Source organism: Promicromonospora sp. NPDC050262 (assembly GCF_040655935.1).
GTDB lineage: Bacteria > Actinomycetota > Actinomycetes > Actinomycetales > Cellulomonadaceae > Promicromonospora.
The window spans coordinates 271,411-296,087 of sequence record NZ_JBFAKX010000001.1 but is presented as its reverse complement, the minus strand read 5'-3'; the positions used below and the strand labels follow the sequence as shown (position 1 = coordinate 296,087).

At 73.7% G+C, this 24,677-nt stretch carries 20 protein-coding genes; 8 read left to right on the top strand and 12 right to left on the bottom strand.

Features of this window, described 5'->3' with window-relative positions; translation table 11 throughout:
- The 3 genes from AB0I29_RS01295 to AB0I29_RS01285 all read right to left on the bottom strand — a co-directional run bounded on the left by AB0I29_RS01295 (position 1) and on the right by AB0I29_RS01285 (position 7,718).
- Positions 1–3,306, bottom strand: a complete 3,306-nt coding sequence (locus AB0I29_RS01295; RefSeq protein WP_357477062.1) for a family 78 glycoside hydrolase catalytic domain — start codon at positions 3,304–3,306, stop codon at positions 1–3.
- A gap of 107 nt (positions 3,307–3,413) precedes the next feature.
- Positions 3,414–4,814 (bottom strand): FAD-linked oxidase C-terminal domain-containing protein, encoded by a 1,401-nt coding sequence (locus AB0I29_RS01290; protein ID WP_357477059.1) that lies wholly within the window; start codon positions 4,812–4,814, stop codon positions 3,414–3,416.
- 93 nt (positions 4,815–4,907) lie between these two features.
- Positions 4,908–7,718: an AAA family ATPase gene (locus AB0I29_RS01285; RefSeq protein WP_357477056.1), complete on the bottom strand. Its 2,811-nt coding sequence runs from the start codon at positions 7,716–7,718 to the stop codon at positions 4,908–4,910.
- Between the two features lie 164 nt (positions 7,719–7,882).
- Here AB0I29_RS01285 and AB0I29_RS01280 point away from each other — a divergent pair, with 164 nt between their 5' ends.
- Positions 7,883–8,551: a sigma-70 family RNA polymerase sigma factor gene (locus AB0I29_RS01280; protein ID WP_285101417.1), complete on the top strand. Its 669-nt coding sequence runs from the start codon at positions 7,883–7,885 to the stop codon at positions 8,549–8,551.
- Positions 8,552–8,565: 14 nt separating this feature from the next.
- Entirely contained in the window at positions 8,566–9,162 is a 597-nt protein-coding gene (locus AB0I29_RS01275) for an NAD(P)H-binding protein (protein WP_357477051.1), read from the top strand.
- On the opposite strand, the gene AB0I29_RS01270 is transcribed toward AB0I29_RS01275, so the two are convergent.
- From AB0I29_RS01270 to arfB, 4 genes are all read right to left on the bottom strand, one after another.
- Positions 9,152–9,316: a hypothetical protein gene (locus tag AB0I29_RS01270; protein ID WP_357477048.1), complete on the bottom strand. Its 165-nt coding sequence runs from the start codon at positions 9,314–9,316 to the stop codon at positions 9,152–9,154. The two genes, AB0I29_RS01275 and AB0I29_RS01270, sit on opposite strands and share 11 nt — an antisense overlap.
- Positions 9,270–11,447: a helix-turn-helix domain-containing protein gene (locus AB0I29_RS01265; RefSeq protein WP_357477045.1), complete on the bottom strand. Its 2,178-nt coding sequence runs from the start codon at positions 11,445–11,447 to the stop codon at positions 9,270–9,272. The genes AB0I29_RS01270 and AB0I29_RS01265 overlap by 47 nt, the downstream gene beginning before the upstream one ends.
- Positions 11,444–13,765, bottom strand: a complete 2,322-nt coding sequence (locus AB0I29_RS01260; RefSeq protein ID WP_357477042.1) for a helix-turn-helix domain-containing protein — start codon at positions 13,763–13,765, stop codon at positions 11,444–11,446. The genes AB0I29_RS01265 and AB0I29_RS01260 overlap by 4 nt, the downstream gene beginning before the upstream one ends.
- A gap of 134 nt (positions 13,766–13,899) precedes the next feature.
- Complete coding sequence (arfB, locus tag AB0I29_RS01255) at positions 13,900–14,346, bottom strand: alternative ribosome rescue aminoacyl-tRNA hydrolase ArfB (protein ID WP_357477039.1); 447 nt, start codon at positions 14,344–14,346, stop codon at positions 13,900–13,902.
- A 228-nt stretch (positions 14,347–14,574) separates the two neighbouring features.
- Here arfB and AB0I29_RS01250 point away from each other — a divergent pair, with 228 nt between their 5' ends.
- Positions 14,575–15,240 carry a DUF4333 domain-containing protein gene (locus tag AB0I29_RS01250; protein WP_357477036.1) on the top strand — a complete coding sequence of 222 codons (666 nt, stop codon included), beginning with the start codon at positions 14,575–14,577 and terminating at the stop codon, positions 15,238–15,240.
- A 37-nt stretch (positions 15,241–15,277) separates the two neighbouring features.
- Here the strand turns inward: AB0I29_RS01250 and AB0I29_RS01245 are convergent, their stop codons facing one another.
- Together AB0I29_RS01245 and AB0I29_RS01240 are read right to left on the bottom strand one after the other, a co-directional pair.
- The gene (locus tag AB0I29_RS01245; protein ID WP_357478102.1) at positions 15,278–15,682 is read right to left on the bottom strand and encodes a DUF664 domain-containing protein; all 405 of its coding nucleotides are present in this window, start codon (positions 15,680–15,682) and stop codon (positions 15,278–15,280) included.
- Between the two features lie 11 nt (positions 15,683–15,693).
- Entirely contained in the window at positions 15,694–15,816 is a 123-nt protein-coding gene (locus AB0I29_RS01240) for a hypothetical protein (protein ID WP_357477033.1), read from the bottom strand.
- A gap of 39 nt (positions 15,817–15,855) precedes the next feature.
- Here AB0I29_RS01240 and AB0I29_RS01235 point away from each other — a divergent pair, with 39 nt between their 5' ends.
- Positions 15,856–16,353 (top strand): NUDIX domain-containing protein, encoded by a 498-nt coding sequence (locus AB0I29_RS01235; protein WP_285101432.1) that lies wholly within the window; start codon positions 15,856–15,858, stop codon positions 16,351–16,353.
- A gap of 52 nt (positions 16,354–16,405) precedes the next feature.
- Here the strand turns inward: AB0I29_RS01235 and AB0I29_RS01230 are convergent, their stop codons facing one another.
- Both AB0I29_RS01230 and AB0I29_RS01225 read right to left on the bottom strand, forming a co-directional pair.
- Positions 16,406–16,597, bottom strand: coding sequence for a hypothetical protein (locus AB0I29_RS01230; RefSeq protein ID WP_357477028.1), 192 nt, complete (start codon positions 16,595–16,597; stop codon positions 16,406–16,408).
- Positions 16,598–16,636: 39 nt separating this feature from the next.
- Positions 16,637–18,493: a LamG-like jellyroll fold domain-containing protein gene (locus AB0I29_RS01225; protein WP_357477025.1), complete on the bottom strand. Its 1,857-nt coding sequence runs from the start codon at positions 18,491–18,493 to the stop codon at positions 16,637–16,639.
- 208 nt (positions 18,494–18,701) lie between these two features.
- Between AB0I29_RS01225 and AB0I29_RS01220 the strand changes: the two genes are divergently transcribed.
- The 4 genes from AB0I29_RS01220 (at position 18,702) to AB0I29_RS01205 (ending at position 23,434) form a co-directional block, all read left to right on the top strand.
- Positions 18,702–19,535 (top strand): mechanosensitive ion channel domain-containing protein, encoded by an 834-nt coding sequence (locus AB0I29_RS01220; RefSeq protein WP_357477022.1) that lies wholly within the window; start codon positions 18,702–18,704, stop codon positions 19,533–19,535.
- Between the two features lie 124 nt (positions 19,536–19,659).
- The gene (locus AB0I29_RS01215; protein ID WP_285101438.1) at positions 19,660–20,145 is read left to right on the top strand and encodes a DUF1269 domain-containing protein; all 486 of its coding nucleotides are present in this window, start codon (positions 19,660–19,662) and stop codon (positions 20,143–20,145) included.
- A 518-nt stretch (positions 20,146–20,663) separates the two neighbouring features.
- Positions 20,664–21,290, top strand: a complete 627-nt coding sequence (locus AB0I29_RS01210; protein ID WP_357477018.1) for a LysE family transporter — start codon at positions 20,664–20,666, stop codon at positions 21,288–21,290.
- A 416-nt stretch (positions 21,291–21,706) separates the two neighbouring features.
- Positions 21,707–23,434 (top strand): DUF222 domain-containing protein, encoded by a 1,728-nt coding sequence (locus tag AB0I29_RS01205; protein ID WP_357478099.1) that lies wholly within the window; start codon positions 21,707–21,709, stop codon positions 23,432–23,434.
- Between the two features lie 347 nt (positions 23,435–23,781).
- Here the strand turns inward: AB0I29_RS01205 and AB0I29_RS01200 are convergent, their stop codons facing one another.
- Positions 23,782–24,486 carry a class I SAM-dependent methyltransferase gene (locus AB0I29_RS01200; protein WP_357477015.1) on the bottom strand — a complete coding sequence of 235 codons (705 nt, stop codon included), beginning with the start codon at positions 24,484–24,486 and terminating at the stop codon, positions 23,782–23,784.
- Positions 24,487–24,677 lie beyond the last annotated feature (191 nt).

Genomic DNA, 24,677 nt, shown 5'->3' with positions numbered 1-24,677 from the left:
CTACGCGACGAACGCGTACCGGCCGGACCCGACCCGCACCACGACCGCGCCGTCCTCGACCGAGACGCCCGTGACGCCCTCCGCGCGCCGGAGCGGGCGACCCTGCTCGGTGACGGCCTCGGGGTCGTCGACCGGGAGCCGCACCGTCGCCGTCGACCCCACCGGGACCGTCACGTTCAGCCGGAGCCTGCCGCCGGCGCGCCGCCAGTCGCTCGCGACCGTGCCGAACGGCGTCCGGACGCTCGCACTCGCCCGGTCCAGGTGCTCCGTGACCGCCGGGGCGATCGTCACATCGCGGAACCCGGTCTCGGGCGAGGCCTGGATGCCGGCCACGTGCTGGTAGAACCAGTCGTCCACGGTGCCGAGGAAGTAGTGGCCGTAGGAGCGCGCCTCCCGTGACCAGTGCTCCCACATCGAGGTCGCGCCGCTCTCGATCATGTAGCCCCAGCTCGGGTAGACGGTCTGCACGGCGAGCTCGTAGGCGACGTCCGCGTGCCCGTGCCGGGTCAGCACCGGCAGCAGCCACTTGGTGCCGAGCACGCCCGTGTTGAGCGTGGTGCCCTTGGCCCGGACGTCGGCCACGATGCTGTCGACCACCCGCCGTGTCGTCGCGGCGTCCGGCGCGAGCCCGAACTCCACCGCGAGCACGTTGTGGGTCTGCCGGTACCCGCGGTCCCCGTCGCCGCGGTAGTACCCGGCGTCGGCGTCGAGGAAGGTCTCGTTGAACGCGGCCCTGATCGTGGCGGCGTTCCGGGCGAAGTGCTCGACGTCGGCGGCCTTGCCGAGGAAGCCGGCGCTGCGGCGCATGAAGAGCGTCATGGAGTACAGGAACGCCGTGGCGGAGACCCGGAGGTCCTCGGGCGCGTTGCCGCCCGCGGGGCTCGCCTCGGGGCTGACCCAGTCGCCCAGGCGGGCGTCCGGGACGATCCCGCCCTGGGACCGGTCGAACTCGAGGTCGACGTACCGCTTCATGCCGTCGTAGCACTCGGTCAGCACGCGGGTGTCCCCGCCGTACTGGTAGAGCCACCAGGGGATCATCACGTAGGCCGCGTGCCACGGCGGGCACACGCCCCACTCGCCCCAGTCGCCGGAGCTGGGCGCGATGACGAGCGGCCGGCCCTGCTCGTCGCGCGTCTCGTGCACGTCGCGCAGCCACTTGGCGAACAGCTCGTGCACGTCGAGGTTGAGCAGGAACATCTCCGCGCCGATCGCGGCGTCGCCGGTCCAGCCGTTCTTCTCGAACATCGGGGTGTCGGTCGGGATGCCGTGGATGTTGTTGGTCAACGTGTCCACGACCGCGCGGTGGGTCCGGTTCATGATCTCGCTGGAGCTGTGGAACGACCCGGTCTCCGCGGCGGCCGTGTGCACCACCCGCGCGGTGAACGCGTCGAGCGGCGGCGGGCCGTCCTGCGGCCACCCGGTGACCTCGATGTACTGGAAGCCCTTGTAGGAGAAGCGCGGCTCCCACGTCTCCGGCTCCGGCGTCCCGGCCAGCGTGAACCGGTCGGTCTGGAACCCGGCCTGGAACCCGCCGTTGTTGCTCAGGTTCACGCGCCCCGCGGCGGTCAGCTTCTCGCCGTGGGCGGCCCGGACCGTCGCCCCGGCCGGTCCGGTCACGGTGTACCGCACCCAGCCCGCGAGCACCCGCGGGAACGTGACGACGTACACGCCCGGTGCCGGCTCGGTCACCTCGACGGCGGGCAGCGACTCGATCACCTTGATCGGCTGCTGGCGCTGGCCCGTCAGCACCCCGCGCGGGCCGGGCGCCACGGTGGCGGTGGCCCAGCCGGCGTCGTCGAACCCGGCCGTGTCCCAGCCGGGAAGCGTGCGGCGCGCGTCGTAGGCCTCGCCGCCGTAGAGGTCGTCGAACACCGTCGGCCCGGCGTGGACGCGCCAGGTCGCGTCCGTGACCACGTGCTCGACGGCGCCCCCGGCGTACTCCAGGCGCAGCACCGCGCGCACCACGGGTTCGTCGTGCCACGGCGGCGCCTCCCAGCGCCACACGTTGCCGCCCGTCATGCCGTAGAAGCCACGGCCCAGCTCGATGCCCAGCGCGTTGCGGCCCCGGCGCAGCCTCCGGGTCAGGTCGGTCGCGGTGTACTGGACCGTGTCGTCGTAGTCGGTGAACCCCGGCGCGAGCACCTGGTCGTCGGCGGGCCTGCCGTTCAGCGACACGTTCGCGTACCCGCCCGCGGCCAGGTAGAGGGTGGCGCTCCGCAGGCCCGCCCGCACGTCGAGCTCCGTGCGCAGCAGCGGGGCCGGCAGCGGGTCCGGCGTCGGCAGCCGCACGCCGCGGCCCCAGGGCCCCGAGCCGTAGGTCGCGATCTGCGCGGCCGGCGCCCAGGTGGAGTCGTCCAGGTCCGGCCGGGCGAAGTCCGCCTCGAACGCGGTGGCGGCCTTCCAGCCGCTCCCGCTCGTGAGGGTCGCCGTGGTCCCGTCCGAGTAGGTCAGGCGGACGACGGCGAGCACCGCGCCCGCGCTGACCGCGTCGTTGGTGCCGCGCACGGCGAGCACCGTGGCGGCGCCGGGCGTCCCGGGCGACCCGGCAGGCAGGTCGACGTCGTGGAAGCGTGCCGCCTGCCAGCCGTTCTCGGCGGGCTCCGTGCCGCCCGCCTCGACGCCGTCGACCCAGAGCGTGAACGAGTCGTCGGCCGTGATCAGCACCTCCGCCCGGGTGGCGTGCGCGCCGTCGGGCGCCGTGCGCGCGATCCGGAACGCCCGGTCCTGGCCCGGCAGCTCACCCTCGGCCGCCCACATCCACGCGGCGCCGTCGAACCTCAGGTCGGTGACCTCGTCCGGGACGCGCTCGTTGCCGATCCACGCGGCACCCGCCCAGTCGCTCTCGGCGTACAGCCCGGTGCGGAAGGCCGACGTCGTCGAGCCGGCCCCGTGCGTCGTCGCGACGTCGACCCGCCAGGCGTACTCCGTCGCGGCGCGCAGCGCCGGCCCCGCGTACCCGACGTTCGCCGACTCGCGGGACGGCACCACGCCGCTGTCCCACACGGTGCGGGAACCCGGCCCGGTGGTGCTGACCCGCAGCCGGTAGGACTCCTGCTCGACGCCGCGCCGGTCGGTCTCGATCGTCCACGAGAACCGGGGGCGGTCCACGTCGATCCCGAGCGGGCTCGTCTTCTTCTCGACGAGCGGGTCGGTCAGCCGGATGCCGCCGGTCCCGTCGGGCCGGGGCCCCGCCGCGTCGACGTCGCCCGGTAGTGCGACGGCGGTGCTTGCGGCCACGGTGGGGAGCGCGGCGGCGGTGGACGCCACGCCGGCGGTCTTGAGGAACGTTCTGCGGTCGAGGGCCATGACGCCTCCATGTGCGGTGTCGAGAGAACGAGCTCCGTTGCAACGTTTCAAACACGCGGTCGCCAGTGTAGGGGCGACGAGCCGCCGCAGACCAGGGGGGCGGCGGATCAGACGCCCGCGGGGAACGCCTTGCCCGGGTTGAGGAGCCCGCGCGGGTCCAGCGCGTCCTTGACCGCCCGGTGCATCGCGAGCACCACGGGGCTGAGCTCCGCCGCCGCGCCCGGGAGCTTGAGCAGCCCCACGCCGTGCTCGCCGGTCACGGTGCCGCCCAGCGCCCGGCACTCGTCGACGATGCGGTCGAACGCCACCTTGGCGCGGGCCTTGGCCGCGTCGTCGCCCTCGGGCGCGATGATCAGCGGGTGCAGGTTGCCGTCGCCGGCGTGCGCGATGTTGGCGATCACCACGTCGGCCTCGCGGGCGATGGCCTCGATGCGGCCGAGCATCGCGGGCACGACGCCGCGCGGCACGCAGACGTCCTCGGTGAGCACGGGCCCGAGCCGTTCCAGCGCGGGGTAGGCGAGGCGGCGGGCCAGGAACAGCCGGTCGACGTCGTCCGGCGCGAAGGCGCGCTCCACGTGGGTGCCGCCCGCCTGCTCGAAGTACGCGGCGACCCGGTCGGCCAGCGCCTCGCCCGCGGCCCCGGGCTCGTCGACCTTCGCCAGGAGCAGCGCGGCCGCGCCCTCGGGGAGCGTCCAGTCCTGCCAGTCGGCGACGGCGCGCAGGCACGTGCTGTCGATGAGCTCCAGGGCGGCGGGCACGATGCCCGCGGCCGAGACGGCGGCCACGGCGTCGCCGGCGTCGGCCAGCGAGGGGAACCAGCCCACGATCGCCCGGTCCTCGCGGCCGCCGAGCGGCCGGAGCTTCAGGGTGACGTCGACGATGATGCCCAGCGTGCCCTCGGAGCCGACCAGCAGCCCCGTCAGGTCGTAGCCCGTCACGCCCTTCGCGGTGGTGCGACCGAGCCGGGCGACCGAGCCGTCGGCGAGCACCACCGTCATGCCCAGCACGTAGTCGCGCGTGACGCCGTACTTGACGCAGCACAGGCCGCCCGCGTTCGTGGCGACGTTGCCCCCGATCGTGGAGATCGCCTGGCTCGCCGGGTCCGGCGGGTACCAGAGCCCGTGCTCGGCGACGTGCCGGCGCAGGTCGTCGTTGAGCACGCCGGCCTCGACCACGGCGAACCGCTCGGCCGCGTTCACCTCGGCGATCCGCGTCATCCGTTCCAGCGACAGCACCACGGCGCCGGCCATCGCGTTCGCCCCGCCGGACAGGCCCGTCCCCGCACCGCGCGGCACCACGGGCGCGCCGTGCTCGCCCGCGATCCGCACCGTGGCGACCACGTCGTCCAGGCTCGTGGCGAGCACGACGGCGGCGGGCGTGGCGTACTCGGCCCACTCGGCGTCGTCGTGGGCGTAGCGCTCGACCGCTTCCGGGGCGGTGAGCACGGCGCCGTCGGGCAGGGCGGTCTGCAGGGCCGCGGCCAGCGCGGAGGACTCGTCGGTGGTCATCGGTCCCGGATCGTAGTCCCGCCACCTGGGGACCGCCCGCGCCCTGCTCAGGTATCGGTCCACCGGGTGGCGTTCACGAGCCCCGCTGCCCGCTCAGGCCGTGGCCACCGCCCGGTCCAGGAGCTGTCCCCGGAGCTGCTTGCGCGAGACGATGCCGAGCTTCTGGAAGACCTTGCGCAGGTGCCACTCGACGGTGTGCGGGCTGATGAAGAGTTGCGTACCGATCTGCGGGTTGGTCAGCCCCTCCCCGGCGAGCCGGGCGATGTGCGACTCCTGCGGGGTGAGCACCGTGTGCGGCTGGGGCAGGCGCCGGCGGACCGTCTCCCCGGCGGCCTGCAGACCGCGCCGGGCGCGCTCGGCGAACGCCTCCGCCCCCATCTCGCTGAGCATCTCGTACGCGACCCCGAGCTGCTCGCGGGCGTCCACGCGACGGTTGCCCAGGCGCAGCCACTCGCCGTACAGCAGGTGGGCGCGGGCCAGCATCAGCCGGACCTCGGTGCGGCCGAGCCGCTCGACCGACTCCCGGTACGCCTCCTCGGCGTCGGCGCCCTCGCTCACCTGGGCGCGGGCGCTCGCGGCGACCCCGAGCGCCCAGTCGGTGTCGCTCTCCCGCGCCAGCACGTCGAGCTGCCGCGCGGCCTCGGCGGCCCGGGCCGGGCGTCCGCTGCGGGCCGCCGCCTCCACGAGCTCGGTCAGCGACCGGTTGAAGGGGCCGCCCAGCGGCGCCGGGTGCTCGCAGCCGCGCTCGGCCGCTGCGTACGCCTCCTCGTAGCGGCCGAGCCCGTTGTAGAGCACGGCGCTCGCCCACCCGGTGGCCGTGGCCACCTTGCCCTCGCCGCGCAGGGCGGGGTTGCCGGCGACGGCGTCGATGGCCCGCCGGGTGGCGGCCTCCCGGCCCCGCCAGGGTTCGAGGACCAGCGCCGCGTACTGGGCGGGGAACCGGCTGCCGGTCACCTCGCCGACCGTCACGGCCTCGGCGAGCAGCGTGTCCGCGACGGCGAGCTCGCCGGCCAGCGCCCGGTTCGAGAGGAGCAGGTGCAGCGCGGTCGGCAGCACCGACAGCGTCCCGGTCTCGCGGGCCGCGTCGACCAGCCGCCGGGACAGGGTGGTCCAGGCGTCGAACTCCCAGGCGTTGTGGGCCACGCGGCACGCGAGGGGGAGCCAGTCCAGGCTCTCCTCGACGGAGCCCGCCTCGGCGCAGAAGGCGTCGAGGGCCAGCCGCACCATCGGCACCCCCGCCGCGGCGCCCTCGGTGGCCATCACCGCCGCGCCGTCGAGCAGCAGGTCCCCGCGGCCGGGCGGCGACCCTGCCGGCACCGCGAGCACCGACCGTGCGACCTCCGCGAGCCGGCCGCCGCCGGGCAGGTCCCCGGCCGTGACGGCGGCCTCGAACGCGTCCCGGTAGGCCGTACGGGCGAGTGCGGGGTCCAGCGGCTCCAGGTCCTCGGCCACCGCGACCAGGAGCGGCAGCGCGACGCCGGGGCTCGTGGACGCGAGGGCGACCTGGCCGCGCAGCAGGCCTGACCGGGCCCGTCCGAGCGCGTCGAGGGGGCCGAGCTCGGCGGCGCCCAGCAGCTCCAGCGCGGCGTCGAACCCGCCGGCCTGGAGCTTGGCCCGGGCCGCGGCCAGCGCCCGTGTGCCGCGGCGGCCGGGGTCGGGCGTGAGCTCGGTCGCCCGCTCCAGCAGCGCGGCCGACGCCGCGGCCCCGGCGCGGGCGCGCACCCGTTCGGCGTAGCGCTCCAGCTCGGCGGCCACGGACTCGTCGTGGCCGGCCAGCGCGTTGGCCAGGTGCCACGCCCGGCGCTCCGGGTCGGCCACGGGGTCGGTCGAGTCGGCCAGCGCGCGGTGTGCGTCCTGCCGGTCCTGCGGCGAGGCGCCCTGGTACGTGGCCGAGCGCACCAGGGGATGGTTGAACAGGACGCGTGTGCCCAGCGTGATCAGCCCGGCACCGACGGCGGGGGCCGCGCTCGCCAGGTCGAGGCCCAGCAGGTCCGCCGCCCGGTTCAGCAGGGTGACGTCGCCCATGGGCTCCGCCGCGGCGGTCAGCAGCAGCCGCCGGGCCGGGTCCGGGAGCGCCCGCACGCGCCGCAGCAGGCTCTGCTCGACGTCGCCGGCCGCCGGCCGCACGTCGGGCCGCCCGAACCCGCCGGCCAGCTCGGCGGGCGTGAGCCCGAGCGGGAGGACGAGCAGGGCCCGCGGGTTGCCCTGCGTCTCGGCGACCATGCGGTCCCGGACCCGGTCGTCCAGCCGCCCCGGCGTGACCGACTCCAGCAGGGCGCGGGCCTCGCCGTCGCTCAGCCGCCCCACCTCGCGCTCCGGCAGCTCCGTCAGCTCGGCCCGCAGGTGGGGGTCGCGCACCGCGAGCACCAGCCCGACCGCCGCGACGGGCAGCCGCCGCGCGACGAAGGCGAGGGTGCGGGCCGAGACCTCGTCCAGCCACTGCGCGTCGTCGACCAGACAGACGAGCGGTCCCTTCTCCGCGGCGGCGGCCAGCAGGTTGAGCACCGCGAGGCCGACCAGGAAGCGGTCCGGCGTGTCGCCGGAGGTCAGGCCGAACGCCGTGGACAGGGCGTCGCGCTGCGGGCCGGGCAGGCGCAGCAGGTGGTCCAGGAACGGGGCGCACAGCCGGTGCAGGCCTCCGAAGGCCAGCTCCGACTCGGCCTCGACCCCCGTCGTGCGGGCGATCCGGCAGCCCGACGCGCTGCCGTGGGCGTACTCCAGCAGCACCGTCTTGCCGATCCCGGCCGCGCCGCGCAGCACCAGGACCGCGCTGCGCCCGGCCTGGACCGTCGCGACGAGCTGGTCCAGGGCCTCGCACTCCGCCTGCCGGCCGTACAGCGGCAGCCGCCGGTCCCCGCTCGCGAGCAGCACCGTGGGGGCGGAGGGGATCGGTGAGGTGCTCATGTCACCGATCCAACTCGACGGTCGAATGCTTGACGAGGCAGAACGGCAGGCAGAAGTAGGGGGCGGTCTCTGCCCGGGGGCACGGCTCCCCGGGGTGCACCACGGACCCGACCACGGAGTCACCGTGGCGCGGTCCGCCCGACGCCGCGCCGAGGGTGAACGGCATGACGACACACGAGATCCCCACCGGTCCGGCCGAGCACGACGCCGCGCTCTCGGTCTTCCTCGCCCAGCGGACCCAGCTGGTCCGCATCGCCCGCCGGGTGACCGGCAACCCCGCGGAGGCCGACGACGTGGTCCAGGAGGCGTGGGTGCGCTGGCAGCGCACCGACCGCACGAAGGTCAGGAACCCCGCCGCCTTCCTCACCTCCACCACGACCAACCTGGCCCTCAACGTCATCCAGTCCGCCCGGTACCGCCGGGAGTCCCTGCTGTCCACGGTGCCGGTGCCCGACGCCGCGCGCTCGGCCTCCGACCAGGACCCGGGCCTGCAGGCCGAGCAGACGGGGGCGGCCGAGGAGGCGTTCGCGCTGCTGCTGACGAGGCTGACGCCGGGGGAGCTGGCCGCCTACGTGCTGCGGCGCGGCTTCGACTACCCGTACGCCGACCTGGCGCGGCTGCTCCGGACCAGCGCCGCGAACTCCCGGCAGCTCGTCAGCCGCGCGCAGGCGCGCCTCGTCGGTGACCGCGCGCGCCCGGTCTCGCCCACGGCGTGCCGCCGCCTCGTCGCGGCGTTCCTGGACGCGGCTCGCAACGGTGACCTGGGCGACCTCGAGCGGCTGCTGGTGGCCGACGACGGCAGGTCCGCCACGCCGCCCGCGGCCGCGGCCTGAGCTGGGGGGGCGTCATGAGGATCGTCGTCGTGGGCCGGACGCGCCTGATCTGCTCGAAGGTGGTCACCCGGCTCCGCGCGAGCGGGTGCGACGCGGCTCTGGCCACCCCGGGCACCGGCTGCGACGCGCTCGCCGACGTGGGGCTGACCGAGGCGGCGTCCGGCGCCGACGTGCTGGTGGACATGTCGAGCGCGCCCTGGTCGGACGCCACGGACCTCGCCGCCCACTTCGTGACGTCGACGGGCAACCTGCTCGCCGCCGCCCGGCGCGCGGGCGTGGGCCACTACGTCGCGCTCTCGGTCGTCGGCGGCGACCGCCTCCCCGGCAGCGACTACCTGCGCGCCCGGGCCGCCCAGGAGCGGCTCGTCGCCGCGTCCGGGCTCCGCTACTCGATCGTCCGCGCCACGCACCTGCTCGACTACGCGAGGGTCGTCCGGGAGCCCGCGGCCGCCGACACGCCCGTGCGGGTGCTGCTGGGCCACCTCCAGCCGATCGGCTCCGGGGAGATCGCCGGTGCGGTCGCGCGCCGGGCGGCCGGCGGCCCGGTCGACGGCGTCGTCGAGGCGGGCTGGCCGGAGCAGGCGGGGAGGAGCGCGGCGATCAGTGCCTGACGTCGAGCGACGCCAGCTTCTCCTTCATCCGCCCGAGCATCGCGGGGATCCACGTGCCGCGCTCCTCCGCACGCTCGATGCCCTGGGTCAGGTGGTCGCGGGCCGCGTCATTCGCGCCGTACCCGGCATAGGCGGTGCCCAGCACCCAGTGCATCAACGAGATCCACCAGCTGCTGCCCCGCTCGACGCTCTCGGCCAGGGCAGGCTCGGCCACCTCGACGGCCTCCTCGAAGCGCTGCGCGAAGCAGAGCGCGCCCGCCAGGCTCGCCTGGGCGAACATGCGCGCGTGCTGCACGGCGGCGGAGGCCGTTCCCAGCTCGTCGATGCTCCGCAGCACGTCCCGGTAGGCCTCGATCGCCTCGTCCCGCCGGTCGAGGTCGACGAGCGTCGCAGCGAGGCCGTTGCTCGCCCAGTAGAAGGTCCCGTGGTAGCCGTCGGCCTCGGCCAGCTCCCGGCCCCGGGCGTACGCCTGGAGCGCCTGGTCGTGGTCCAGGCAGATCCGCCAGGCCTCGGCCGCATTGCAGAGGGCGTCCGCCTGCTCCCGGACGGCCGCCGGCGCTCGCGGCGAGCTCGTGGACCGCCATTGCCTGCTCCGCCGCCTCCCGCGCCCGCGTACCTCCCTGGGCGGTGTCGGCGGTGGTGAACGCCCAGGCGTAGCGGTTCATGTGCCAGAGCTCGCGACGGCGGTCGGGGAGCCGTGCCGCCGCGGCTCGGGTCAGCCCGAACACCTCCAGCCACTCACGGCACCATTGCTGGTTGTCGCCCGCGTACCAGCGCAGCGCCTCGCCGAGCTCGGCCACCTGCTCGTCCCGCTCCGCGGCGGCCGCCAGCCGCAGGGCGGCGAGCCACGTCTCCTGCTCCGCCTCCAGCCACACCCGGGCCTCCGTGGGCATCGACAGCGCGACCAGGCCCGTGCGGGGTGGCGGCGGCGCCTCGTCGTCGGCCTCGAAGACCTGCCCGGCCACGGTCGCGGTCTCCAGCAGCCAGTCGGTCATCCGCCGCTCGGCCGCCGCCCGGTCCCCGGCGGTCTCCTCCTCGCGCAGGCGCTGACCCGCGTACAGCCGGATCAGGTCGTGGAACCGGTAGCGGTCGACACCCTCGTGCTGCAGCAGGCCCAGCTCGACCAGGTGGTCGAGCTCGTCCTCGGCGTCGTACGGGTCTGCCTCGGTCAGCACCGCGGCGACCGGCACCCCGAGGTCCACGGCGGGTACGAGCGCCAGCCGCCGGAAGCACCTCTTGTCCCGCTCCGACAGCGCCAGGTAGGACAGGGCGAAGGCCGCCTCCACCCCGACGTCCCCGACCGCCAGGTTCGCGAGCCGGCGGTCCTCGTCCGACAGGCGCTCGGCGAGGTGTCGCATCGTCCAGCCGGAGCGGGACGCCAGCCGGGTGCCGGCGATCCGCAGCGCCAGCGGCAGGTGCCCGCACAGCTGTGCCACCCGCACCGCCTCCACCGAGTCGCCAGGGGCGGCCTCCGTACGGACGTCCCCGGAGACGGCGCGCAGCAGCTCCGCGGACTCCTCCCGCGACAAGGGCGCGAGGGCGATCCTCGCGACGTCGTCCAGTCCGCCCAGGGCGCGACGGCTGGTCACGATCGTCATGCCCGCACCCTCGCCGGGCAGCAGCGGCCGCACCTGGGCCTCGTCCGCGGCGTTGTCCAGCACGACGAGGAAGCGCCGTTCGGAGAGGGCGGCGCGGAGCTGTCCCGCTCGTTCCTGCTCGTCGTCGGCGATCGCCCGCGGGTCCAGGCCGATGGCGAGCAGCAGCCTGCGCAGCGCCTCCGTGGCCGCCATGGGCTCGGGGTCGACACCGCGCAGGTCCACGTAGACCTGCCCGTCGGGAAACTCCTCGGCCAGCAGCTCGGCTGCCCGCACCGCGCACGACGTCTTGCCCAGCCCCGCCGCCCCGTGCACCACCGCGACCGGCACGGGACCGTCCGCGGAAGCCGTCCGCGCCAGGTCGCACAGCGCCCCCAGCTCGGGCGCTCTGCCCACGAAGTCGGTGAGGCCGCGCGGCAGCCCGTACGAGCTCGGGCGTCGCGACGGCTGATCCGCCGTGCGCGGCCGGCCCGCCCGGGCGGCGTCGGCGAGCTCGGCCTGCTGCTCGGCGTCGAGCCCCAGCGCCTCGGCGAGGGCCTGGACCGTGCGCCGTTGCGGACCCCGGCTGACACCGCGCTCCATGTCGCCGATGGCGCGCACGCTCACGCCCGAGGTGTGGGAGAGCTCCTCGATCGTCAGGCCCGCGGACTGCCGCAGGCTCCGCAGGTACGGTCCGAAGGGGGCGGTCATCTGATCTCCTCAGGGGCTCCGGCCTCATCGTCGAGAGCTGCGATCAGGGCATTCACCTCGTCGACGAACGCGGGCCGCGGCTGCCACCTTCCCCGGGCCTCTCCCCGCCCGATTGCCAGAGTGAGGTGCTCGCGGGCCTTGTCGTTCGCGCCGAGCCCGAGATACGCCCGGCCGACCGCCCGGTGCGTCAGCGGTGCCCAGTTGTTGCCCTCCTCGAGGAGGGCCGCCGCGGACGTCCTCGCGATCTCGACGACGTCGCCGTAGCGCCCCGCGTCGGCGAGGAGCGTGGACAAGCGGGCCAGGGCGAACCATCGGGTGTTCTCGGCCGCGGCCGTCGGTGCCGGGAGCTCCTCGATCGTCCTGAGCATGGAGCGGAAGGCCTTGAGGGCGTCGTCGTACCTGCCGGCCTGGGCGAGCCCCACCACGAGGCCGCCACTCGCCCAGAAGTAGGTGCTCTGGTCGCCGGCGGTCTCGGCCAGCTCTCGCCCGCGGGTGTAGGCCCAGAGCGACCGGTCGTCGTCGTGCGCGAGTCGCCAGGCCTCGGCCGCGTTGCAGACCGCCTCCGCCTGTTCCCTGACCGCCCCGAGGCCCTCGGCGAGCTGGTAGGCCTCCATCGCCTGCTCCGCGGCCTCCCGCAACGCCTTGTCGTCACGTCGCTGCGCGGCGACGGTGAGGCGTGCCCAGACATGACGGATCGTGTGCCAGAGCTCCCCGCGGCGGTCGGGCAGCCGCGCGGCGGCGGAGCGGGTGAGCCCGAACACCTCCAGCCAGTCGGTCGCCCACACCTGGGTCTCGTTGGCGATCCAGTTCATCGCCTCACCGAACCGGGCCACCTGCGCGTCCCGCCCCGCGACGGCCGCGAGCCGCAGCGCAGCCAGCCAGGACTCCTTCTTGACCAGCAGCCAGACCCGGGCTTCCTCCGGCGAGGTGAACCGGACGTGACCCTCGTCGCCCGCCGGTGGGGAGTCGCCGTCGAACCACCGGCCGGCCGCCGTCGCGGTCTCCAGCAGCCAGTCCGTCATACGGCGCTCGGCCGTCGCCCGGGCCGCGTCGGACTCCTCCTCGTGCAGGCGATGGTTCGCGTACAGCCGGATCAGGTCGTGAAAGCGGTAGCGGTCCGTGCCCTCGTGCTGGAGGAGGCCCAGCTCGACCAGCTCGTCGAGCTGGTCCTCGGCGTCGTAGCGGTCTGCCTCGGTCAGCACCGCGGCGATCGGTGCCCCGAAGTCGACGGCGGGGACGAGCGCCAGCCGCCGGAAGCACTCCTTGGCCTGCTCGGGCAGCGCCACGTAGGACAGCGCGAACGCCGCCTCCACCCCGACGTCGCCCACCGCGAGGTTCGCCAGCCGGCGGTCCTCGTCCGACAGGCGCTCGGCCAGGTGCCGCATGGTCCACTCCGGCTGGGAAGCCAGGCGGGTGCCGGCGATCCGCAGGGCAAGCGGCAGGCGTCCGCACAGCTCGGACACCCGCGCCGTCTCCGCTGCCGTCTCCGTCTCCACCGCGTTCCCGTCGGCGGTCCGGTTGGAGAGGGCCTCCAACAGCTCCGCGGACTCCTGCGGTGAGAACGGCGCCAGGGGGACCCGGGTCACTCCCTCCAGCCCGGCCAGCGTGCGGCGGCTGGTCACGATCACCATGCCCGCGCCGTGCGCAGGCAGCAGGGGCCGCACCTGGGCCTCGTCCGCGGCGTTGTCCAGCAGCACCAGAGACCGCCGGTCCGCCAGGATGGCCCTGAGCTGACCTGCGCGTTCGTGCTGGTCCTCGGCGATCGCGCGGGCATCCAGCCCCGACGCCAGCAGCAGTCGGCGCAGCGCGTCCGTGGTCGCCATCGGCGCGGGGTCGACGCCGCGCAGGTCCACGTAGAGCCCGCCGTCGGGGAACCTCTCGTGCAACAGCTCGGCCGCCCGCACCGCGCACGCCGTCTTGCCCAGTCCCGCCGCGCCGTGCACCACGACGACCGGGGTGGGGCCGTCCGCGGAGGCGGTCCGCGCCCGTTCGTCCAGCAGCTCCAGCTCCGCCGTCCGGCCCACGAAGTCGCCGAGGCTGCGCGGCAGCGCGTTCGAACCTGGCTGCTCGGGCGCGGGGTCGGCTGTCCGCGGCCGTCCGGCCCTGGCGGTGTCGGCGAGTTCTGCTCGCTGCTCGTCGTCGAGCCCCAGCGCGTCGGCCAGTGCCTCGACGGTGCGGCGCTGCGGGCCGCGGCTGACGCCGCGCTCCATGTCGCCGATGGCACGCACGCTCACGCCCGAGGCGTGCGAGAGCTCCCCGATCGTCAGTCCGGTGGACTGCCGCAGGCCGCGCAGGAGCGGGCCGAACGAACTGGCCATTCAGCCTCCCTCGGGGTGTCCGGTCTGAGGTCATGATGGCCCGATCGGCATCGTTGACAACCTGCCGTCCACGTGGCGATCGGCACCCGTGGTGAAACATCGGCGTGCCCCGCGCAAGTCACCCGTGGGCGGCGTCAGTCGTCGCGCCGGGGCCGCGACGAGCGCAGCTTCTTGGTGGCCGACCGCTGCTTCTTGGCCGTCAGCCGCCGCTCCTGCGACCCGCGGGTGGCGCGGGTGGCGCGGCGGCTCCGCGGGCCGGGCGCCAGTCCGTCGTCGACGACGGCGGCCAGGCGCGTGGCGGCCGCGTCGCGGTTGCGGCGCTGTTCCCGGTGCTCCGAGGCGACGACGGTGAGGACCCCGTCGACCAACCGGCCCGCGAGTCGCTCCAGGAGGCGCTGGCGCTGCGTGTCGTTCAGGACGGCGGACCGGGCCACGTCCCAGGACAGCTCGACGCGCGAGTCGGTGGTGTTCACGCCCTGACCGCCCGGGCCGGAGGAGCGGGAGAACCGCTCGGTGAGCTCGGCGCGGGGGATGGTCAGCGCGGGACTGACGGCCAGGCCGGGGCGGACGGGGGAGGGCATGTGCCCATGGTCTCGCACGCGGGGGCGTGGCCCGCTCTCCTCCCGGGTCGACGACGGCGTGACCAGGGCCTCCGCGCTGCCATACTCAGCGGCGTCATGGTCTAACCCGACGATCTGCGAGGGCATCACCCCATGCGTTTCAGCTCACCGCCTGGCTGGCCAACGCCCCCGGAGGACTGGTCGCCGGCAGCCGGCTGGCGGCCCCAGCCCGACTGGCCGGCAGCCCCCGTGGACTGGTCGTTCTGGACCGACGACGAGGGACACCCTGTCGAGGGGCCGTGGGTCCCGGAGCACCACGGCGCCTCGGAGTTCGACACGCCGAGCAGCCTTGCCCTCTGGGCGTTCACGGCCGTGCAGGTCGTCCTGGTCCTCGTCGACATCGTGCTCCTGAGGTCTGGTACGCCGTCGACCGGAGGGATCCTGGCCGTGGGTGGTGTCCTCAACCTGGCCTGTTTCGTCGCCGACGTGACCCTCCTGCGCCAGGCCGGTTACCGCGTGCCCGTCCACCTCTACGTCTGCGGGCTGCTGCTCGCGCCGCTCTACCTCGTCTTTCGGATCCGGCTGACGAGGACGAGCTGGTGGCCCCTGGTGGGGTGGATCGGGGTGATCGTCGCCTCCGTCCTGGCGACGCCGCTCGTGGGATACGCGGGCGGCGTCGAGCTGGAGCCCACCGATGTCGAGTCCTCGATCGAGGGTTCGTACTCGACCGGGGACGGCACCTCGCTCTACGAGAGCAGCATTCCGGTCCAGGTGAGCTGCCCGGACCCGCTCGTCGTCCGGGTCGGCGAGACCTTCGACTGCGAGACCGGGGTGGTCGGCGAGGCGCCGGAGACCGTCACCGTCACCCTGGAGTCGTGGCTGGGGGAGATGTCGTGGCGGAGGCCGACGAGGTGACGAGTACCGACGGGCTGACGGGGCGTTCTCGTCCGCGCTAGATACCGACCGACCCGTCGATCGCCTCGCGGAGCAGGTCCGCGTGGCCCAGGTGCCGGGCGTACTCCTGGATCAGGTGGAGCAGGATCCACCGCAGCGTGGCCTCCTGGCCGTCCCAGAACTTCTCCTGCGCGATCGTGTCGAGGTCTGCCGTCTCGGCGACGATCTGCTCCGTGGTGCGCTGGGCCTCGTCGAGCCAGGCCAGCAGCTGCTCGGGCGAGTCGTCCGCGGCGGTGCTGAAGGTCCAGTCGTTCCGTCCCTCCTGCTCCTTGTACTGGGCGTACCAGGTGGGCGTCTCGACCGTCCCCGCGAACGTCACGTTCACCCAGGCCGCCTCGATGACGGCGAGGTGCTTGAGCAGACCGCCGAGCGACAGGGTGCTCGGCGCATGCCGGTAGGCCAGCAGCGTGCTGCTCAGCCCCGAGACCTTCCAGCGCAGCGGTCGCGCTGGAACGCGAGGATCCCGAGGAGGGTCTGCTTCTCGTCGGCGGTGAACGGGATGTCGAAGCGGTCCGCGGGGTCGGTGATCGTCGTCATCCTGGAACCGTAGCGACGTCAGGAAGCAGACTGGACCCCATGGCGACGACGAGCGCGGGACTCCTGCCCTTCCGGCGGCTGCCCGACGGCGGTGTCGAGGTGCTGCTCGGCCACATGGGCGGACCGTTCTGGGCCCGCAAGGATGCGGGATCGTGGTCGCTGCTCAAGGGCGAGCTCGAACCCGGTGAGGAGCCCCACGCGGCGGCCCTGCGCGAGGCGGGGGAGGAGCTCGGGCTGGAGCTGCCGCCGTCGTCGGGCCCGGACCTCGCGCTCGGGGAGGTGCGGCAGCGCGCCGGCAAGGTGGTCCACGCCTGGGCGCGCGAGTGGCCCGATCCCGGACCCGACCTGTCCGTGATCAGCAGCAACACGGTCGAGATCGAGTGGCCGCCGCGGTCCGGCAAGCGCCTTGAGATCCCCGAGATCGACCGCGTCGCCTGGTTCGCGCCCGACGACGCGCGGCGCGTCGTCGTCAGCGCGCAGGCGGCGTTCGTCGACCGGTTGGTGGGGGCGCTCGCGGGCGAGACGGGCACGGGGTGAGGCGGGCCCCGGCACCGCGCCGGGACCCGCCTCTCCTCAGCTCAACCGGGGATCAGGGTTCGATCGTGGGGACGAAGTTGTCCAGGAGGAACTGGCCCTCCTCGCCCGGGGGCAGCTCGCCCATGAACCGGCTGACGACGCCGGTGCTCTCCGACTCGGCGAAGACCTGGAAGTCGATCGTCTCGACGCCCGGGGCGCCCCAGTGCTCGGTCTGCGCGGCCGTGAGCACGGCCTTTCCGGACATCAGTGCCCCCGTGCGTGTTCACGGCGGTCCGGGCGCGCCTCAGCGGCTCCGCGCCGTGAGGAACTGGTCCGGCCGCAGCGCGCGCGACACGATCCGGGTGTCGCCGATCCAGCCGTAGAACCCCTGGCCGTACTTCTCCGCCGACTGCGTGCCGCCGATCGCGAACGGCTTGCCGAGCGTCGAGATGCCGCGCGACTCCTCGGCGGCGTTGCGCACGATCTTCGAGCCGTCCACGTACATCACCGTGTGCCGGCCGTCGTTGACGAGCGCGACGTGCATCCAGCGGCCCACCGGCACGGCGTGGCTCCAGGACGTCGGGTCGGCGTCGACCGGCACGGGGTAGACGACGAACTGCAGGAAGCGCTCGCCGGACAGGTTCAGGCTGCACGTCGGCTCGTCGTCGGACCAGCCGCTGTGCTTGCCGGCGTCGCCCGCGCGGCCCTCCCAGCTGAGGATGCCCATCCAGGAGTGGTCGCCCTCGAAGGGCTCCGGCAGCTTGAGGAACGTCTCGATCGTGTAGCCGGACTCGAACGTCGCGCTGTTGACCGGCGCGTTCGGGCCGGTGCGCAGCACGGCGCCCCGGTCGGGCCCCTTGCCGCCGTCGAACCGCAGGCTCGCCCGGGCCGGCTGGGCGTCGTGGTGCTCGGCCGACCAGGTCAGCGCCTCCGGGGCGCTGGAGTGCAGGAGCTCGGAGGTCAGGTCGTTGCCGTTGCCCGTGAGGTCGCGGGCCACGGTGCCGGGCGCGACCGGGGCGCCGTCCGACCCCGCGGCGGCGAGGCCGGCGGCGTCGAACCGCCAGTACGCGACCGTGCCGCGCGGCATCACGGCCGACGGCGGCAGCGGCGCGGGCAGCACCGGCGGCGCGAACGCGGCGAAGCGCTCGTCGAAGTCGATCTCGACGGTGAACCGGTCCACGTCGCCGCTGAGCTCGACGTGCTCCGCCTCCAGGGGCGTGGGGTCGTTCTTGGCGAGCAGCCAGGGCGAGAACGTGTCGACGTCGATCACGCCGCGCACCAGGTCGAAGCTGTAGTACCGCACCATGCCGGCGCCGCCGTAGTAGCGGTCCTGGTAGTTGGTGATGTGCAGGTGCACGGGGTTGCCCGCGTCGTTCGTGAGCGTGGTGCGGCCGGACGGCCAGTAGTGCCCGCCGAGCGCGAGGAAGATCTGGTCGTTGCCCTTGATGAGACGGTCCCACAGGCGCCGGCCGTTGTCGGAGAGGTGGGCCAGGCCGTCGTCCTCGGCCCAGACGAGGTCGTGGGTGGTGAGGATCGTGGGCAGCTCGCGGTGCTCGTCCAGGACGCCCTGGGTCCAGGCGAGCCCGGCGTCGGACAGGCGCCAGTCCAGCGCCAGGACCAGCCACTCCCGCCCGCCGCCGCGGACCACGTGGTAGCTGTTGTAGCCGTCGGGGGAGGAGCCGCCGTAGGTCTCCATCCGGGAGAAGCGCTGCGGCCCGAACGTACGCAGGTACGGGGAGTCGCCGCGCTGGTCGTCACCGCTGACGTCGTGGTTGCCGGCCAGCACGCTGTACGGCAGCCGGCCGGCGGCGTCGAACGCGCGGCTCGCCGCGCGCATCTCGGTGGCCGTGCCGTGCTCCGTCACGTCGCCGAGCTGGGTCATGAACACGATGTTGTCCTGCGCGCGCTCGCGCACCAGGTGCCGCAGCGTCGCGCGGACGGGCTCGGCGTCGGAGCCGCCGTCGTCAAGCAGGTACTGCGTGTCGGGCAGGACGGCGATCGTGAACCGCGCGGCGGCCGCGTCGGGGCGGCCGCCGTTCGAGGAGGCCGACGACGGCGCGGCCGCCGCCGACGTCGTGCCGGCGGCCGCGGCGGCCGCCGAGAGGACCGGGACGGCCGCGGCCGCCTGGAGCAGGGAGCGGCGAGAGAGCTTGTTTTCCACGGGGCCGATCGTGGCCGCGCTTGTTGGCCCCGGGGTGACGCGGGGCCGAACGGCGGCTGACCATTGGGCTGACCGGTCCCCGGCCCGTAGGCGGGCCGCGCGGGTTCCGCGCGCGGCGACCACCCGCCGAACGTAGCCTCTGAGCACGTTCGGCCCACCCGACGACGGGAGCGCGCGTGGCGACGGACAACGGCTCGGGAGCCCACCGATGACTGCCGTGGGCGACGCGATCGCGCAGTTCTTCTCGACGGACGACCTGGACGGCTGGGACGTCCTCCTGGCCGTCCTGACCCTGCTGGCCACCTGGCTGGCGACCCGGTACGCGCGCCGCGCGGCGCTCGCGGCGACGGCGCGGATCAAGGGGCTGCACCCGCAGGTCCGGGACGCGGTGGTGCGTGCCGTGCACTATCTCGTGCTGCTGGCGGGCATCGGGGTGGCGCTCGGGTTCCTCGGCGCGCAGACCCAGCCGATCCTCACCGTGGCGGTCGTGGTCGGCATCGTGGTGGTCCTGACCGCGCGGGGCCTGGCCGACAACTTCGGCGCCGGGATCGTGCTGCAGACCAGGATGCCGGTCGTGGTGGGCGACGAGATGGCGTTCGGCTCGTGGGTGGGCACCGTCAAGGAGCTCAACAACCGCACCGTGGTCCTGGAGACGTACGACGGCGTGCAGGTGCACGTCCCCAACTCCCTGGTGATCGCCGAGCCGCTCGTGAACGGGTCCGCGCCGGGAGCCCGCCGCAGCGAGGTCGAGGTGCGGCTCGCGGACCTGCGCGACGACGAGACCGACGGTGTGCTGCTGGCCGTGTCGGCCGTGCCCGGCGTGCTGCCCGCTCCGCCGCCGGACCTGCTGTACGTCGCCGCCGACCCGGCCCGCACGACGCTCCGGCTGCGGTTCTGGCACGGTCCGACGGAGGGCGCCGCCGTGTCGTCGGCGACCGTCGCCGCCCTGGGCGCCGCGCTCCGCCCGCGCGCTGCCGCCTGGGCGGTGGACGCTCCTCCGCCCGCGAACGTCGAGCGACGGGTCCCGCCGCCCGCCGTGTGACGTGCGGTCGCGGTCTCCGTGCGCGTGCTCGGGCCACGTCGCGGTTCGGCAGGCGCGGCAGGCACCCCGGTGCGACGATCGAGAGGCGGGGGCCTCGATGGTGCCAGGAGGATGAGGATCAACGATGACCACGTTCACCGTGTGGAAGTTCGACGACCCCGACGGCGCGCAGGCCGCGGCGGGGAACCTCAAGCAGGCCGCGTCGGAAGGGCTGATCACGGTGGTCGACCACGCCGTGGTGTCCTGGCCCGTCGGGCAGGCGACCCCCACCACCAAGCAGGCCCACGAGAACGAGTGGCGAGGCACCGGATGGGGCGCGTTCTGGGGGCTGCTCCTGGGCACGCTGTTCTTCATGCCGCTCATCGGCGCGGCCGCGGGTGCAGCGATCGGCGCGCTGGCGAAACATACCGAGGCGGTGGGCATCGACCGCACCCAGCTCGAGACGATCCGGGAGCAGGTCACGGTCGGCACCTCCGCGCTGTTCGCCGTGACCCAGGACGGCGACATCGACCGGGTGGGCGAACGGTTCCACGGCATGCGGGGCAAGCTGATCGCGACCAACCTCACGGAGGCGGAGCGGTCGACGCTGCTGGAGACGTTCGGGAGCTGACCTGTTCTCGGCGCCTTTATGTGTGCGCTGATGAATTGTCCAGCCGGACGTCAAAGAATGCGTGGACGCAATGATGGTTGCGTGCGACGCAAAAGCAGGAACTCCCCTCGCGGAATTCAGCGAGGGGAGTTCGTCTGCTGGGGGAGTGAATCCAGCTACGCGACCGGCGGCCCGCGTCGGGGCCCACCGGATCAGCGGCTCAGCGCCAGGTCAGAGACCCAGCAGGCACAGGATCTGCTCGAGGGTCAGGCCCAGGTTGTCGAGCAGGGTCGAGATGATGTCAACGAGGCTCATGAGAGCTTCCTTTCAATGGGTACGGGAAATCACCGGTCGATATCGGTGAGCGGAACAGTGTTCGCGTTCCATACGTTAAGTAGGCGACACGGACAGTGCAACGTGAATGGGATATTAGTGTTTAAAGCGCGAGATTGTTAGCGTTGTGCTAACGAGCGGGTCCAGGTCGTGCCGGCCATGGAACGTCGTCCGGCGGCGCCGGGTGTGCCCGTACGCTGACCGCCGTGCCGTTCTCCCTCTGGCTCGCCCTCGTCGGGGCGGGCGTCCTGATCTCCCTCACGCCCGGCGCGGGCGCGATCAACACCATGTCGAACGCCATGGCGTCCGGCTGGGCGCGCTCGATCTGGGGGATCCTCGGCCAGCAGGCGGCGCTGCTCGTACACCTCGTGATCGTGGCGGCGGGCGTGGGCGTGCTCGTCGCGAGCACGCCGTGGCTCTTCGACACCATCCGCTACGCCGGCGCGGCGTACCTGGTCTACCTCGGCGTGCGGCAGTTCCTGGCCCGGACCGGTCCCGGGGCGGACGCCGTCGGCGGCGCCCGGCCGCCCGAGCCCGCCGGGTCGATGTTCCGGCGCGGACTCCTGGTCAACCTGATGAACCCGAAGGCGGTCGTGTTCTTCCTCGCGTTCGTCCCGCAGTTCGTGCAGCCGGACCGCCCGCTGCTCGGTCAGTACGCGGTGCTCGCCGCGACCGTCGTCGTCATCGACGTCGTGGTCATGTGGTTCTTCTTCGCCACGACCGCTCGCGGGCTCGGCCGGCTGACCGCGGGCGAGGCGGGGTCGCGGGTCGTCAACCGCGTGTTCGGCAGCCTGTTCGTGGGCGTTGGCGTGCTGCTCGCCGTGATGCACTGAACTCCGGTGTGCTCTGGCCGCGGCGCGGCGGCCTGGTCCGATGGTTGATTCCATGGGGTCGGTGGTCGTAGCAGGTCAGGCTGGGCTGTGGCGGAGGGTGGCAGGTCTGGGCCGCTAGCCGCCGGGTTCCAAGCTGTGTCCACGAGATTCGCAGCCGATTCTGCTGTTGGCAGAGTGGGCTGGTTCAGCGAGCGGTGCGAACGGGTGTGCCATATGTTGATGGCATGACGCGAACGAGTGAGGTGCTGACGGCGGCGGGTGTACAGCCTGCTCGCTTTGTGCTGCCCGACGGCGCGCCGCAGCACGGTGGTGCTCCGCCGCGCGGTGGTGCCGTGTCGTCCGGTGCGCTCGCGTCTGTGCCCGGCGGGGTCGTTGACGTGGCGGGTGTGCGGGCGGTGCGGGAACTACTGGCAGGCATGATCGCGCCCGGAGCCACTGACACCAGGTCTGGTGCTGTTGACTCCGTCGTGGATGCGCGGGCCGTGCAGGCCGAGTGGGTCGACCTGCTCGGTGAGCTAGAGGCCGTGAAGAACACGGTCACCGCGACCCAAGCACGGCTCACGGTCGCGTTGGACGAGGCGACCCGGACCGAGGAGGCCCGGCAGAGCATCCGTACCGAACGGCAGGGTCGTGGTGTGCCGAACCAGGTCGGTGCCGCGCTACGGGTGAGCCCGCACGCCGGTGCGGGGTTCGTGAGCACGGCCCGGGTGTGGGTCACGCAGATGCCCCACACCTTCACCGCCCTGCAGGCCGGGGTGTTGTCGTCGTGGCGGGCCACGCTCCTGGTCCGCGAGACCTCCCACCTGTCCGTGGAGCACCGTGGCCTGATCGACGAGGAGATCTGCGGCCCGGCGCACCTGGCGGAGCTGGCGAAGATGGGCACCCGCCGTCTGGTCGCCCGCATCAAGGAACTCGCCGCCCGGCTGGACGTGCACGCGTGTGTGAAGCGGAACGCGAGGGCGGTGTCGGAGCGGCGGGTGTCGGTGCGTCCGGCACCCGACCTGATGGTCTACCTGACAGCCCTGGTCCCCATGGCGCAGGGCGTACAGGCCTACGCCCAGCTCAAGGCAACCGCCGAGACCACCAAGGCGGGCGGGGACGAGCGCGGGGTCGGGCAGATCATGGCCGACACCCTGATCGAACGGGTTACCGGACGCGACCCCGGACACGCGGGTGATGTGCCGGTCACGATCAACCTGCTCGTCTCCGACGAGACCCTGCTGGCCGGTGGTGACCAGCCCGGCGTAGTCCTCGAAGGCACCCCCGCAGGGGTCGGCACGGTCCCGGCCCCGATCGCCCGGAACCTGGCGGCACACGCGATCGACACCGACACCGCGTGGCTCCGGTCGATCTACGTCAACCCGCACGGCCGACTGCTGGCGACCACGTCGACGTCCCGGTTCCACCCCCACGGCCTGGCCGCACTGTTGCGTGCCCGGGAGCAGGGGATCTGCGCCACCACGTGGTGCGACGCCCCGATCCGGCACACGGACCACGTCACCCCGCACGCCGAAGGCGGCCCGACCAGCCTCGACAACGGCCAGGGCTTGTGCGCCAGGTGCAACCACGCCAAGCAGGCATCGGGCTGGCGACAGAAGACTACCCAGCTCGACGGCCGGCACGCGGTCGAGACGGTCACACCCACGGGGCACACGTATGTCTCGGTCGCGCCCGCACCACCAACACCTGCCAGGACCAGTAGCAGGGCAGCGGTCCCTGATGCGATGCCGGGCCGGACTCCCGACCAGGTCGGACGTTCCGCCACGCTCGGTGACCCTGCGCTGGCGGCTCGTCGGGCGGGAACAATGGTGGGGGCCCAGGCCGCCACGAAAGTCACGGGGTCCCGTGACGCTTCTGCGACCGGGCAAGCCGGTGCCGCTCAGGAGACCACCCCGACCCGAGACCGCGCCGCGGCGACCCCGGCCTGGACCCCCGCCGTCGGCATGACCGGCCCCGCACCCGGCCACACCCCACGCAGCCGCTACCAGATCGGCTGCCACACCACCCCCACCCACAGCGCGATCGCCTACCGACCCAGCCCACCACCCCACCAACCACGCCCGGCGAATCGACCCAGCCGGTCACCTGCTCGAGCCCGCACCCGGTCCCGGCACCCCGACCTCTCCTGGACCCACCCCACCTGACGACCACTGACGAGACGACAAGAACCCGCTCGCGAAGCCCATCAATACGTTCGTGGTCGCCCCGGGCGAGGCCGGCCGTCAGGTCCGTCACTACTGCAGCCATGACCCCGAGATGGGCGCTGCTGGGGGCAGAGCCCCTGAGGCGTACGCCAACATCAGCCGGTCCCTCCTTCTCCGGCCTGCGGTAGGCGAGGCGAGTATCAGGCCACGGATGCCCTCGGCGAGTACGCGAAGGACCACGACACCCGTGCGCGGCCGGTACGTCGACTGCGGGACCACGAGCGGCTGGCTCGCGGCCGATCTGGCCGTTGCCGGGAGCTGCCCCGGCCGGTCAGGACGCGTGGGGTCTAGCGGGCCTCGAGGACGAAGAAGAGAAAGGACACGAACGCGGTCCGCTCACCGCTCGCGATGCGTGGCGGGAGGAGCTCGGGCGGCGTGTCCGGCGACGGCGCGGGTTCGGCCATGGACGCGATGCTGAACCCGGCGGCGGCGAAGGCGTCGGTCATCGCGTGCAGGGGGCGGTGCCAGAAGGTCAGCGTCCCCGGTTGGCCCGCGAACTCGTACTCCTCCGAGAACTGGCGGACGGCGAAGTAGTTCTCCTCCGGGAACAAGAAGGGGCGCACGAGCGGGTGGTTGACGGAGAGGATGAGGCGGCCGCCGGGCTTGAGGACCCGGCGCAGCTCGGTGAGCGGCGAGTCCCAGTCCTCGAGGTAGTGCAGCACGAGGGAGGAGACGACGTCGTCGAAGGTGTCATCCGCGTAGGGCAGCGGCTCCCCGAGGTCTGCGACGGTCAGCGGGACGTCGTCACCGAGCTTGCGGCGGGCGAGCTCGATCATCGCGGGGCTGCCGTCGAACCCGGTCATGTCGGCACCGCGGTCACGCAGCTCCGCGGACAGCGGTCCGGAGCCGCAGCCCGCGTCGAGGATCTTGCGACCGCGCACGTCGCCGGCGAGGCGGACCATGGCCGGTCGTTCGTACCAGGCGTTGAGGAGGCTCCCGGCGTTCTCGGCGTCGTAGCTGGCGGCGAACTCGTCGTAGTGGTCGGCCTTCATCGGATCCCCTTCGCTGGACGGTCCATGTCCCGCGCGACGCTATCGGGCTGGATCGGCCTGAAGGCCTTGTGACGGGGTCCCTCCCTCAGGTGCACCGGGTTCCTCCCGGACACGCTCACACTCGCGCGACGGTGCTGCTGGCCGTGCCGAACTGCCGGCACGTCCGAGCCGGAGGACGTGCAGGACGTCGA